Origin of the sequence: Bacillus silvicola (assembly GCF_050524305.1) — a bacterium.
Lineage (GTDB): Bacteria > Bacillota > Bacilli > Bacillales > Bacillaceae_G > Bacillus_A > Bacillus_A cereus_AT.
Map to the genome: position 1 here is coordinate 1,043,531 of NZ_JBNGVC010000001.1, position 11,945 is coordinate 1,055,475.

The following is an 11,945-nucleotide window of genomic DNA, read 5'->3' on the forward strand; positions in this document are numbered from 1 at the left end:
ATTCATCACTTACGAACTATATTATGTACTATTTCTTATTGCCATCATACCATGCATAAAAAGAAAGTTATACATCATTACATATCCCCACTACTATCATGCGTTATCGATGTATGCAAACCATCCAGTCCATCAAAATATGTAGTTGTTTCATGTTGACGCATTTTCTTCAACTGTATATAAGAAAATAAAAATAATAAAATCGCTATAAAGCTCCCCACAATTTCAAACATCATTTTACCGCCCCTAATTTCTCCTACTTTAGTAGGTCATTGTATCTTTTTTATTATACTCCCATATAAAGATGTATGCATTTCCATCATTCCTCTCCTAACAATATTTTTTTCACATATTTTCTTACAAAAAGTGAATATTTTTCGAATTTTTACTTTGGAAACATTTACAAACTAGACAATATGGTTCAAAATAAGAGGAAATAAAAAAAACCAAAATTATTCTTTTTTGGGAAAACTGTAACAAGGAGAGTTGCTTATGCAGATCGCAGAAACTGGAGATATCATTGAATTTAAAGGTGGAATGCAAGGCCGTGTTCAAAAAGTAAATCAAAACTCCGTTATTGTAGATATAACAATTATGGAAAATTTTAGAGAACTAGATATGGAACCTCTTACAGTTGTAAGTCATAAAAACTATACTGTCATTAATCAAAATGCATAATATAATAGAAAGAAAGGATCTGTATAACATACAGATCCTTTCTTTCTATTATATATTAACGATTATCAATTGTTTCTGGATATAGATCATGGTTCATCATGCGGTAGTCTGCCATTTGTTCATATTTCGTTCCTGGGCGACCATAGTTGCAGTAAGGATCAATTGAAATCCCTCCACGTGGTGTGAATTTCCCCCATACCTCAATGTAACGCGGATCCATTAATTTAATTAAATCATTCATAATAACGTTCATGCAATCTTCGTGGAAGTCACCATGATTGCGGAAACTAAATAAATATAGCTTTAAAGATTTACTCTCTACCATTCTTTGTTCTGGAATGTAGCTAATATAAATTGTTGCAAAATCTGGTTGGCCTGTTTTCGGACATAAGCTTGTAAATTCAGGGCAATTGAATTTCACAAAATAATCACGGTTTGGATGATTATTATCAAATACCTCTAAAATTTCTGGGCTATATTCAAATAAATATTTTGTATTTTGATTTCCTAATAATGTTACATCTTTTAAATCTTCATCTAATCTTCCTGCCATTTTAAACATCCCTTCTCATTATACTCCGCGTTTATTTCCCCATACTAACGCATGAAGCTGCGGCAATACTTTTGCATTATTCATCTCTTTACAGTTAACCGCTTTTTCAATAAGCCATTCATACTTATCTAATAATTTTTTAATTAGCATCGCATCATCCACAGTTTTTGTATCATCATTCCCTACTTGTAAGAAAAATGGCACATCTGGATAACGTTCATGCATCTTAACTGCATACTCAAAGTCATAATCGTCAAATACTACTACCTTTAAACTAATATCTTTTCCTGCTAGTTTCTGAATCACATCATCTAACTTCTGAAAATCAGTACTCATCGTCGAACTTGGTGGTTTTGGAGAAATCGTTATCTCATCAATTTGAAGTAACCAATCTTGCCATTTACTCCCTTGCGTTTCGATTGCTGTTCGCATTCCATTCTCTTTTAATATAGAAAGAAGAAACTCAATATTTTTCAGCAATGCTGGATTTCCCCCTGAAATCGTAACATGAGAAAAATTTTCGCCACCAATTTCTACAAGCTCATTCCAAACATCTTCTGGAGTCATCTGTCTAATTTGATCTTTAGCCGATCCATCCCACGTAAAAGCAGAATCACACCAAGCGCAGCTATAATCACAGCCAGCTGTACGGATAAACATCGTCTTTTGTCCTACAACCATTCCTTCACCTTGAATAGTCGGGCCAAATATTTCTAAGACTGGGATTTTACTCATCGAGCATCCACTCCCGTCTTACTTCCGCATAACTAGTCGGTGTCTCAAACAAACGAACAAATTCAACACGCGCTCCTTTGTATTCACTCGCACGATTATCTTTTGTTAATGCTTCTGCCATCTTTTCATAAATCCAAACTACCATATTTTCAGCAGTCGTATTCATTGCTGGTAATGTTTCATTTAAATAACGATGATCTAAATAAATTTCTATTTCATTTTTCCAAATTTCTTTTATATCTCCAAAGTCAATTGCAAGGCCTATTTCATTTACATATCCGCTAATTCCAAATACGACTTTATATGTGTGGCCATGTAAATTTTTACATTTACCTTCATAACAGTGTAAATGATGCGCTGCATCAAATGTAAATTCCTTGCTGACCATTACTCTTCTATTATGATACTTGAGTTGTTCACGCTGAATATCCTTGTCCATTTTTTGCAAATTTTCTACGATGCGAAATCCAAAGAAATTATCCATTAGTTGTTCGCTCCTTCGCGTTCTTGTAAGTACGTATCTAATCCTGCTTTACGAAGTTGACATGCTGGACATTCACCGCAACCATCACCAATGATTCCGTTATAACATGTTAATGTTTTTTCTCTAACAAACTCGAATGCACCAAGTTCATCAGATAATTTCCATGTCTCTGCTTTATCAATCCACATAAGTGGTGTATGAATGACAAACGGATAATCCATAGATAAATTTAATGTAACGTTTAACGATTTCACAAACACGTCACGGCAATCTGGATAACCACTAAAATCAGTTTCACATACACCTGTTACAATATGACGTGCTCCAACTTGTTTTGCTAATACAGCAGCAAATGATAAGAATAGTAAATTTCGTCCATCTACAAATGTCGATGGCAATTCACCGTCTTCATGTGTAATCTCCATATCCGTTCTCGTTAACGCATTTGGAGCAAGTTGATTTAATAGACTCATATCTAGTATCGTATGTTTAATACCTAGCTCTTTCGCAATTTCTGCTGCACAATCAATTTCTAACTTATGACGTTGATTGTAGTTAAACGTTACAGCTTCCACTTCTGCGAACTGCTCTATCGCCCAAAATAAACATGTTGTACTATCTTGTCCACCACTAAAAACAACAACTGCTTTTTCTTTTTTCATTTCACTCATTCTCCTTCTCTACTACGAATAAGAAGAAAGAACGTTCTTGAACTGTCACAATAAAAAAACAAAACAATACCTAAGGATATTGTTGTTTCCATAGTTTTTTATAGAGGGAGTTCGCGAACCTCTCCCATGCAGTGCATGGAATTTCTTCTTTCATTGACAAAGCTTATTGTAACATATTGTATACTACCATAAAAAATTTCTGATTTTTCCGCTATTTCTCATTTCATTTCTTTCATTTTATAGTATGATTAATTTAATGTTAGAAGAGAGGAGGCATCCCACTGGAACTCTTTATTATTTACCTCTTTTTAAATATATTATCTATTCTCGTTACAATGCTCGTATATCATTTATTTTGGAATCAGAAAGGGAAACGATCTCCTAAATTAAATTCAGCTATATTTATTGTATTGTGTTGCCTCGCTACCATACTATGTATCACTTTTGCAGCAAAAACAAATAATGGTTTTCAGTTCGACATGCGACATATCGTATTAATTGTCGGTACGTTAACGGGAGGGCCTATTGCTGGTGGTTCTATTTTAGCTGTATTAAACATTTATCGCTTTTTATTAGGAGGAATAGGTGCGTTTCCATCCTTTATCGCTTCTATTCTCCTATTTATTGTTCTACTATTAACATACAAATTTTTCAATCGAAGTTCTAATCATATAAAAATAACACTTGCTATTTTTTACAGTCTTACTTATGGATTTGGTTGGATACCATTTTTCCTTGCAAGTGTTACAAATGATGCAGATTATATACCACATATCATTGTGTACGAACTATGTACGATGATTGGCACGATCCTTATTTTATATTTACTACACATATTACAAATGCAAGTTCGTCTCCAAAATGAACTTATGAACGCTGAGAAATTTCATTTAATCGGCGAAATGGCGGCTTCCATCTCTCATGAAATTCGTAATCCTTTAACTTCAACGAAAGGATTTTTGCAACTTTTACAGTCAAATACGTGCTCTGAGAAGGAACGAAAATTATATATCGACATAGCCATTAATGGGATCGAACAAGCAAATCATGTTCTTACCGACTACTTAACTTTTGCAAAACCGAGTATTGAAAAAGAACAACAATTACAAGTAGAGGAAGAATTACTTCATGCGTTGTCTTTGATTACACCTCTTGCCAATTTAACGAATGTTCGTATACATTACATAAAACAAAGTACATCTTTCTTTATAGCTGGTGAAAGGCAAAAGCTGAACCAATGCTTATTAAATATTTTTAAAAACTGTATTGAGGCTATGCCTAACGGTGGTGACCTTATTCTTACATTAGTTCCAGACCATAAACATATACAATTATATATAAAAGATACAGGCGTTGGTATGGATCCAGAACAAGTAAAACGCCTCGGGTCACCCTTCTACTCGACGAAAGAAAAAGGGACCGGACTCGGGATGATGGTCGTCTTCAGTGTCATTCAAGCAATGAATGGAAAGATTGATATTATTAGTGAAAAAGGAACAGGTACAACATTTTTATTAACTTTCCCAATCATACAAAAAACGTGATGAAATTCATCACGTTTTTTCTGTTCCTTCAACTAATTCTGCAAAAGCTTTCACTTTTCCATGTGGTTTTTGATTCTCTTTCCGAGCTTTCCAAGCGCGCTCTTCTTCTCTCTTTTTCTTTGACATACTTTTCAACTCCTTTTCTCTTCTCCATGTAGTATTCCAAAATGAGAAAGAAAACTATGCATGAGTAAAAAAGGAAAAGAAGCGGTTCACCGCTTCTTTCACTTTATCCCGTTATTTGAGGGCAGCCCGATCGGTAAAGAATAATAATCAGTGCGGGATGCCATCCAATGATTAAAGTTTCACTTTATCGCTGTAAAATTGCATGTTTTGCTTCTTTTAGCTGTGTAAGATGCCTTTGTTCGTGCAAATCCAAAAATTGAACCCATTGGTATAAATTCAAATCATTAAAAATAGGATGTTTCAATCCATTTTCAAATAATTCTTTTTCATCTATCACACTATGAAGTGCATGTAATAATTCTTGTCGTGAATGTTCTAGTAATTGAATTCCTTGCAGTTTCTTCATTAATGTTTCTGTTGGTTTCATTTGTTGAGGAGCTTCCCGTTTATATGTGCGATCAAGCGTAAGTTGGAGGTCTTTAAATGGAGCAATTTTTCTTTCTTTTTTTTGCAAAGCATATACAAGGGCAGATGTGACAGACTGTTCAACTAAATGTAAATGATGCAAAATTTGAATAATACTCCATTTATCACGACGTGGCTTTACATTCACCTCCGTATCATTTAACATTTCAATTTCTGATAACAGCGTGCTTCGTGTAGACTGTAATGAGTGGACTAAAGTTTCTAAACTAACATCCATATTAGATTGAAGCATAATGCTTTCCCCCCTTTTGTTGGTGAAAAGAGGTGCTCCTTATTAGAAACACCCCTTAGATAATTCTGAATTTTCTTTTATTATCTCATCATTTTTCCATTATGTCGATGTTAAACATGTGAAAAAAAGCGCATATTTTTTACAATTTTGTGTCGTCAACAGCACGTAACCACGCTTCAATTTCTGTAATTACACTTTTTACACAACCTTCAGCAAATGGCGATGTTAAATTTGCAACTTCTACTAATTCTAAGAATGATTTACTTCCACCTTGCTGACAAAGATTCACATAATCTTCCCAAGCCTCTTGTCTATTATCTCTTGCACGTTTCCAAAATTGCAGTGCACAAATTTGAGCTAACGTGTAGTCAATATAATAGAACGGTGAGCTATAAATGTGGCCTTGACGTTGCCAGAAACCACCGCGCTCTAAATAATCATTATCTTCATAATCACGATGTGGTAAATATTTCTTCTCTATGTTACGCCATGCTGACTTACGTTCTGCTGGCGATGCTTCTGGATTCTCATATACATAATGTTGATATTCGTCTACAGATACACCGTACGGTAAAAATAGAAGTGCTGAACTTAAGTGTGAGAAATAATATTTTTCCGCATCTTCTTCAAAGAATAACTTCATCCACGGCCATGTAAAGAATTCCATACTCATCGAATGAATTTCACACGCTTCATATGTTGGCCAATTGTATTCCGGAATTTCATACTTACGACTTTCATATACTTGGAAAGCATGACCAGCTTCATGTGTTAGTACATCAATGTCACCAGACGTTCCATTAAAGTTTGAGAAAATGAATGGCGCTTTATAATTCTCAATATATGTACAATATCCACCACCAGCTTTTCCTTTTTTCGCAACTAAATCTAATAAATCATTATCTAGCATGAAATTAAAAAATTCATCTGTTTCAGCTGATAATTCTTTATACATCGTTTTCCCGTGATTAATAATCCAATCCGCATCACCTTTTGGAGTTGGGTTACCTGTAGCAAACTCAAAGTTTTCATCATAATAAGCGAGCTTTTCTACACCAATGCGTGTTTTTTGCCTATTTCTTAACTCTGTTGCAACCGGAACGATATAATCTAATACTTGCTGGCGATAGTCCGCAACCATTTCAGCATTATAATCTGTACGATACATTCTCGCATATCCTAATTCAACAAAGTTTTTAAAACCAAGTGTTTTTGCAATTGTTGTTCTCACTTTAACAAGCTCATCATAAATACGGTCTAACTCTTCCTCATTCCCAGCTAAAAATCCGTAGTATGCTTCACTTGCTGCTTTACGTTCGCTTCTTTCTTTTCCTTGCATAAACGGAATAAGTTGTGATAACGTTCTTTCTTCTCCTGCAAAGTCAATTTTTGCAGATGCTAACAACTGTGTATATTGTGAAGACAATTTATTCTCTAATTGCAAATCTTTCACTACTTCATCTGAATATGTTTTTAAATCACATTCAGCTAGAGCAAATAATTGCTTTCCATAATACGCTTCTAATTCTTCACGGAATGGAGAATTCATTAACGCCTTATAATATTTTGTTCCATAGCCTTGTACAACTGGAGAGTACTCATCAAAGAAATCTTGCTCTTCTTTATAAAAAGCATCTGTCGTATCAACAGAATGACGAATGTAACAAAGATTCCCCATTGTACCAAAATCATTACGAATTTCATTAATTGAATTAATTACTTGTTTTTGTTCTTCAACCGTTTTTGCATTATCGAACTTTTCTAAAGCAACAGTAAACTTCTCTTTTAATTCTTCAATATTTGGCCGTTTATATTCATAGTCTTTAAATGACATGAACGAGCCCCCTCTCCATTATATGCATCATTACTATAATTCAATGCTCACTTCCAAATATCCTCTTATTTTTCAGCAAAATACAGCAGCTACTGTCATAATTACATGTAAACAAAAAAGCCTTGGATTTCTTTATCCAAAGCTCCTTTGGAACGTATTATTATTTTTCATACTTTCCAATTTTTTTTAATAGATCAAGTAATTCATCCTTTTCATCTTTCGTTAACATTTCGAAAGACTGATGTATAACTTGCTCATGCCCTGGAAAAATAGAAGCAATAAAGCTCTCCCCAGACTCCGTTAATTGCGCATAAATAACACGTCTGTCATTCGGGCATGGGATCCTCTTTACTAGTCCTTTTTTCTCGAGCTTATCTACAACGTATGTAATGCTGCCACTAGCTATTAAAATACGCTCACCAATTTGCTGAAGTGGTTGGCCTCCTTTATGATATAGTAGTTCTAATACAGCAAACTCAGTTGGATTTAATCCGTTACTTTGTATGGATTTATTTGTAGTATCCATAACAGAACGATGTACACGGGATAATGCAATAAATACTTTTAAAGATTGAGAAATATCTTCTCGCTCATTATTTGATGTCATACCATTTCAACCCTTCACTTAAATTCTCCGCAACAAAAAGAAAAGCAACGTAGTACTTCATTACAATTTACAAATGAATATTCACTCATCCCTTTTCATTTCCCTAATGTAATGCAAATGATTCTTGAATAAAAACATGACAATTTTAACATAGTTTATATATAATGATAATAAAAAAGAAGGAGTACCAAATTTGAAAGTCAAATTACAAAGCATAGTTTTTTACATACTGCTTGTTATACTGCCAACGATAGGGATCGGTGCCACATTTTTTTCGTATCACACTTATCAAATGAAACAAGAAAACAAACTATCTGCTCACACTGTTCTCTTTTTATATAGAGACTATTTAGACCATCACCTTGGCGAAGCTATATCTGCCTTAGAAATGCTCGCAAAAGTCGTAGGGACCGAAACTGGAAACATCAATGGAATTAAACAGATTGTACATGATACGGATGGAAACGATGCACGATTTTCTGGTCTATATTACTCTACAACAGATGGGATGATTACAATCGCATCTGAAGGCGATTCGCCGCCTATTGACGTTTCTGACCGCCAATACATTCAAGATGCATTACAATCTAAGAAAACAACTGTATCATCAGTTATTACAGATCGCGTTCTTGGACATCAAGCTATTATGATTGCCTCTCCAATATTTAATAGACAAAAGGAACTCTCAGGCTTATTATTAGCGAGTTTACGTTTTGACTACATTTCAGCCTCTTTAAATGCTATTAAACCACAATATCATTTCGAAGTGACTGATAAACATGATGTAGTTTTTCTAACTGATGATAATAATGAAACAAACGATGGGCATTCTAACATGCTCACTACCCCACTCCAAAGATTAAATTGGAAGGTCTCTGTTTCTCCGTTACCTATTCATCAACAAACTTTATACCAGTTAGTTTTAATAGAGTGTATAGCTACTTTATTTTTACTGTCTATTTTATTTTTACTTGCTCAATATATGTTATTAAAACGTCAAACAAAACTGGAAAGACAACAAAATGAACTGCAAAAAATTGAATTGGTTGGAACTTTTGCAGCTAGTACAGCCCATGAAATCCGTAATCCTCTTACTGGAATTAAAGGACTCGTTGCTCTGTTAAAAGAGAAATATAAAGATGACCAGGATCAGTTCTACTTTTCCATAATCGAACAAGAAATAGAACGGATTAATGAAATTGTAAGCGAATTTCTTATTCTTGGAAAGCCAACTGCCATCATTGAACAAACATATGATGTAAGAACGATTCTTAATGAGGTAGCATTAATTATTCAATCTGAGGCGAATCTACATAACATTGTATTTCATTTACATTTGCCAGACCAACCTGTTCATATACTTTGCTCAAAAGACCATATGAAACAAGTGGTTTTAAACATTACAAAAAATGCAATTGAAGCTATGGCTTCTGGTGATACATTAACCATTGTAGTAACAAACAATGAAAAACACGCACAACTGCAAATTATTGATACTGGAAAAGGAATTCCAAAACATATTCAAAAACACCTCTTTCATCCGTTCTTTACTAATAAAGATACTGGAACAGGTCTTGGACTTGTCATATGTAAACGAATTGTAGAGATGTACAACGGGCATATATTTATTGATAGTAAAGAAAACAAAGGAACGACAGTTCATATAGAGATTCCATTACACATAGTATAATTATCCTTATCCCAAAAGGATAATTATACTTATTTCATAAAACCAGCCACAAGCATTCTCCAAAAATTGCTCGATTTTCCTTCATACCCAATTTGAAAAATAGGGACCTTTATAATTGAAAACCATTTCGGTGTTTGTCTTTCTTTGTAACTCTGATACTGTACGATAAGCTTGTCCAATTCTTGACTAACTTGAATTGTCTCCATACTATTTAACCCACTTGTTAATCCTAAATGGATCATTTCTTCACGTTTCATATGAATATCATGCGAAAGCTTTTCTAATGTGTACTTCCTTTTTACAGTAAACATCCATATCCCCCTTATTATTCTCCCATGCTCTCAACGTCTCTTCTACTTTAGCCCTTTAAACATTTAATTCTATTTGAAGAATCAGAAATTTTAACATTTTCCCCCTGTAATTTACAAATCTTTACCCTCACTTTGAGAATTATTACAAATTATTCTATCTTTGTAAATACATTCGCAATAATAGACATTTTTTTCATCTTCTTTTTTGTAAATACTCAGTAAACAGTGGGTTCTCTATTTTCAATGTACTTTTCTTCGACATTTTTTGTTTAATTTATGTAAAAACGCAAAACATAATGATGATTGATAAAGTGAAACTTTAATCAGTGAGGGTTTTGTTCATCCCCCGCTGATTATTAGCCCTCACCAATCGGGCATTTACGGACAGTGGATCTCCCACCTAACTTCTTTGCTCTAGCCGAATTTTGAGGTGGGAATCTTACTGCCCGCAAATAGCGGGATAAAATAGAAAGGAAATATTCAAATGCACAAATATACTATTACATTTCTCGTCTTCATCCTGTTCATACCCTTCTTCCTATTTCCTATTCAAGCAAACGCTCATACGAATAAAGTTGCTATTGTCATCGATGATTTCGGCAATAATATGAAAGGAACTGATAGGATGTTATCACTTCCTATTCCACTCACTATTGCTGTTATGCCATTTCTTCCTTCTACTAAACAAGATGCAATAGCTGCCCATAAAAAAGGGCATGAAGTTATTATACATATGCCCATGGAACCAATTAGAGGAAAAAAAGAGTGGCTTGGACCGAAAGCGATTACAACAGATTTAAGCGATGAAGAAATAAACAACCGACTCGAACAAGCAATTCAAGAAATACCTCATGCAATAGGAATGAACAATCATATGGGATCAAAAGTAACCGCTGATGAAAGGATTGTACGTCTTATACTTTCTGCCTGTAAAAAACACGGTTTATTTTATTTAGATAGTAAAACAAATCCCAATAGTGTTGTCCCAAAAATCGGTAAAGAATTAGGGGTGCCTATCATTGAAAATCAATTATTTTTTGATGATGTATATACGGCAAGTCATATTTCAAGACAAGCCCAATTACTCATCAAAAAAATTCAAGAAAAACCAATCATGGTAGCTATCGGGCACGTTGGTCCTCCAGGTGAAATTACATCACGTGTTATTGAAACTTCTATTCCTAAAGTTCGCGAACATGCAGACTTCATTTTTTTATCTGATTTAGTATTATCTCCACCTCCTGTTTCAAAATAAGATTCATTTCTCGTACTAAAAAAGGTAGCTATCTACATATAACAGATAGCTACCTTCCCTTTTTAACTTAAATATGATCTACATGACTCACCCTAAATCCCTTTTTCTCTATCTTTTCAATTAATTGCTTTAATCTTTTTTCATTTAACTCATCTGATATATTTACGATAATACGGCGAATATATTGATCACCATTATCAAGCGTAAACAGTCCACCTATATTGTATGCCTTTAACAATGTCCCCAGCTCTTTAATTGTTCCCTTACAATCTTGTGTTGCAATTGTTAATATATAACCACCCGTCCGCATACCGAACGAATCTTCAATAACATCAAATACATTAGAATGTGTTAAAATACCGACAAATTCATTATATTCATTTAAAACCGCTAAAAACGGGAGACGACGAATCACGTAAAAAGCTCTAAAAAAAGAATCCTTTTCAAAAATAAACGAATTTGAATCTTCCAGCACATCTCCTGTACTTACATGCTCTAATCCGCTATTACACTTCTTCTCTAAAAGATCTACTTTATAAATAATCCCCGTGAATTCCTTCTCATCTTCTGCTAATACAGGGATCGCCCTAAATCCCGTTTCATTCATAATTTGCAAAGCCTTTTCACCAGAATCATTCGTTTTGCAAAATGTCACTTGCTGTTTTGGCAGAAAATGATATTTAACTCGCAAAATATGTTCCTCCTTACATGTCAACATGTAATCTATATATAATAAGGA

The 11,945-nt window shown here is 34.0% G+C and carries 15 protein-coding genes and 1 riboswitch; of the genes, 4 read left to right on the forward strand and 11 right to left on the reverse strand.

Annotated features, from left to right (window positions below):
* Positions 1-77: 77 nt before the first annotated feature.
* Entirely contained in the window at positions 78-236 is a 159-nt protein-coding gene (locus ACP6L7_RS05525; RefSeq protein ID WP_097831843.1) for a hypothetical protein, read from the reverse strand.
* A 256-nt stretch (positions 237-492) separates the two neighbouring features.
* Between ACP6L7_RS05525 and ACP6L7_RS05530 the strand changes: the two genes are divergently transcribed.
* Positions 493-678 carry a YkvS family protein gene (locus ACP6L7_RS05530; RefSeq protein WP_001165081.1) on the forward strand — a complete coding sequence of 62 codons (186 nt, stop codon included), beginning with the start codon at positions 493-495 and terminating at the stop codon, positions 676-678.
* Between the two features lie 55 nt (positions 679-733).
* On the opposite strand, the gene queF is transcribed toward ACP6L7_RS05530, so the two are convergent.
* The 4 genes from queF to queC are packed head-to-tail and all read right to left on the reverse strand — an operon-like array spanning position 734 to position 3,112.
* A complete protein-coding gene (queF, locus tag ACP6L7_RS05535) occupies positions 734-1,231 on the reverse strand; it encodes a preQ(1) synthase (RefSeq protein ID WP_000918895.1) in 498 nt (165 codons plus the stop codon).
* Between the two features lie 18 nt (positions 1,232-1,249).
* Positions 1,250-1,966 (reverse strand): 7-carboxy-7-deazaguanine synthase QueE, encoded by a 717-nt coding sequence (gene queE, locus ACP6L7_RS05540; protein WP_097830173.1) that lies wholly within the window; start codon positions 1,964-1,966, stop codon positions 1,250-1,252.
* Positions 1,959-2,450 carry a 6-carboxytetrahydropterin synthase QueD gene (gene queD / locus ACP6L7_RS05545; protein WP_097830172.1) on the reverse strand — a complete coding sequence of 164 codons (492 nt, stop codon included), beginning with the start codon at positions 2,448-2,450 and terminating at the stop codon, positions 1,959-1,961. The genes queE and queD overlap by 8 nt, the downstream gene beginning before the upstream one ends.
* Entirely contained in the window at positions 2,450-3,112 is a 663-nt protein-coding gene (queC, locus tag ACP6L7_RS05550) for a 7-cyano-7-deazaguanine synthase QueC (protein ID WP_097830171.1), read from the reverse strand. Before queC ends, queD begins: the two co-directional genes overlap by 1 nt.
* Positions 3,113-3,205: 93 nt before the next feature.
* A riboswitch (PreQ1 riboswitch) is annotated at positions 3,206-3,249 on the reverse strand.
* Between the two features lie 207 nt (positions 3,250-3,456).
* Here queC and ACP6L7_RS05555 point away from each other — a divergent pair.
* On the forward strand, positions 3,457-4,665 hold the full coding sequence (locus ACP6L7_RS05555; protein ID WP_097830170.1) for an ATP-binding protein: 1,209 nt from the start codon (positions 3,457-3,459) through the stop codon (positions 4,663-4,665).
* Between the two features lie 9 nt (positions 4,666-4,674).
* Here the strand turns inward: ACP6L7_RS05555 and ACP6L7_RS05560 are convergent, their stop codons facing one another.
* The 4 genes from ACP6L7_RS05560 to ACP6L7_RS05575 all read right to left on the reverse strand — a co-directional run bounded on the left by ACP6L7_RS05560 (position 4,675) and on the right by ACP6L7_RS05575 (position 7,950).
* Positions 4,675-4,791 carry a DUF6254 family protein gene (locus tag ACP6L7_RS05560; protein ID WP_000038354.1) on the reverse strand — a complete coding sequence of 39 codons (117 nt, stop codon included), beginning with the start codon at positions 4,789-4,791 and terminating at the stop codon, positions 4,675-4,677.
* A gap of 184 nt (positions 4,792-4,975) precedes the next feature.
* Positions 4,976-5,509, reverse strand: a complete 534-nt coding sequence (locus tag ACP6L7_RS05565; protein ID WP_097830169.1) for a DinB family protein — start codon at positions 5,507-5,509, stop codon at positions 4,976-4,978.
* 139 nt (positions 5,510-5,648) lie between these two features.
* The gene (locus ACP6L7_RS05570) at positions 5,649-7,343 is read right to left on the reverse strand and encodes a M3 family oligoendopeptidase (protein WP_097830168.1); all 1,695 of its coding nucleotides are present in this window, start codon (positions 7,341-7,343) and stop codon (positions 5,649-5,651) included.
* A gap of 160 nt (positions 7,344-7,503) precedes the next feature.
* Positions 7,504-7,950, reverse strand: coding sequence for a MarR family winged helix-turn-helix transcriptional regulator (locus ACP6L7_RS05575; RefSeq protein ID WP_000203343.1), 447 nt, complete (start codon positions 7,948-7,950; stop codon positions 7,504-7,506).
* A 193-nt stretch (positions 7,951-8,143) separates the two neighbouring features.
* Here ACP6L7_RS05575 and ACP6L7_RS05580 point away from each other — a divergent pair, with 193 nt between their 5' ends.
* Positions 8,144-9,640 (forward strand): DUF3149 domain-containing protein, encoded by a 1,497-nt coding sequence (locus tag ACP6L7_RS05580; RefSeq protein ID WP_097830167.1) that lies wholly within the window; start codon positions 8,144-8,146, stop codon positions 9,638-9,640.
* A 29-nt stretch (positions 9,641-9,669) separates the two neighbouring features.
* Here the strand turns inward: ACP6L7_RS05580 and ACP6L7_RS05585 are convergent, their stop codons facing one another.
* Complete coding sequence (locus tag ACP6L7_RS05585) at positions 9,670-9,951, reverse strand: aspartyl-phosphate phosphatase Spo0E family protein (RefSeq protein ID WP_097830166.1); 282 nt, start codon at positions 9,949-9,951, stop codon at positions 9,670-9,672.
* Between the two features lie 484 nt (positions 9,952-10,435).
* On the opposite strand from ACP6L7_RS05585, the gene ACP6L7_RS05590 reads away from it, so the two are divergent.
* Positions 10,436-11,206, forward strand: coding sequence for a divergent polysaccharide deacetylase family protein (locus ACP6L7_RS05590; RefSeq protein ID WP_430528906.1), 771 nt, complete (start codon positions 10,436-10,438; stop codon positions 11,204-11,206).
* A gap of 67 nt (positions 11,207-11,273) precedes the next feature.
* Here ACP6L7_RS05590 and cbpA read toward each other — a convergent pair whose 3' ends face one another.
* Complete coding sequence (gene cbpA / locus ACP6L7_RS05595; RefSeq protein WP_071744763.1) at positions 11,274-11,897, reverse strand: cyclic di-AMP binding protein CbpA; 624 nt, start codon at positions 11,895-11,897, stop codon at positions 11,274-11,276.
* Positions 11,898-11,945: the final 48 nt, after the last annotated feature.

Bases quoted from the DNA above. Each gene is read 5' to 3' on its own strand.
- queE (WP_097830173.1), bottom strand. From the start codon at position 1,966: ATGAGTAAAATCCCAGTCTTAGAAATATTTGGCCCGACTATTCAAGGT.
- ACP6L7_RS05570 (WP_097830168.1), bottom strand. From the start codon at position 7,343: ATGTCATTTAAAGACTATGAATATAAACGGCCAAATATTGAAGAATTA.
- queC (WP_097830171.1), bottom strand. From the start codon at position 3,112: ATGAAAAAAGAAAAAGCAGTTGTTGTTTTTAGTGGTGGACAAGATAGT.
- ACP6L7_RS05525 (WP_097831843.1), bottom strand. From the start codon at position 236: ATGATGTTTGAAATTGTGGGGAGCTTTATAGCGATTTTATTATTTTTA.
- ACP6L7_RS05530 (WP_001165081.1), top strand. From the start codon at position 493: ATGCAGATCGCAGAAACTGGAGATATCATTGAATTTAAAGGTGGAATG.
- ACP6L7_RS05555 (WP_097830170.1), top strand. From the start codon at position 3,457: ATGCTCGTATATCATTTATTTTGGAATCAGAAAGGGAAACGATCTCCT.
- ACP6L7_RS05560 (WP_000038354.1), bottom strand. From the start codon at position 4,791: ATGTCAAAGAAAAAGAGAGAAGAAGAGCGCGCTTGGAAAGCTCGGAAA.
- queF (WP_000918895.1), bottom strand. From the start codon at position 1,231: ATGGCAGGAAGATTAGATGAAGATTTAAAAGATGTAACATTATTAGGA.
- ACP6L7_RS05590 (WP_430528906.1), top strand. From the start codon at position 10,436: ATGCACAAATATACTATTACATTTCTCGTCTTCATCCTGTTCATACCC.
- ACP6L7_RS05585 (WP_097830166.1), bottom strand. From the start codon at position 9,951: ATGTTTACTGTAAAAAGGAAGTACACATTAGAAAAGCTTTCGCATGAT.
- queD (WP_097830172.1), bottom strand. From the start codon at position 2,450: ATGGATAATTTCTTTGGATTTCGCATCGTAGAAAATTTGCAAAAAATG.
- ACP6L7_RS05575 (WP_000203343.1), bottom strand. From the start codon at position 7,950: ATGACATCAAATAATGAGCGAGAAGATATTTCTCAATCTTTAAAAGTA.
- ACP6L7_RS05565 (WP_097830169.1), bottom strand. From the start codon at position 5,509: ATGCTTCAATCTAATATGGATGTTAGTTTAGAAACTTTAGTCCACTCA.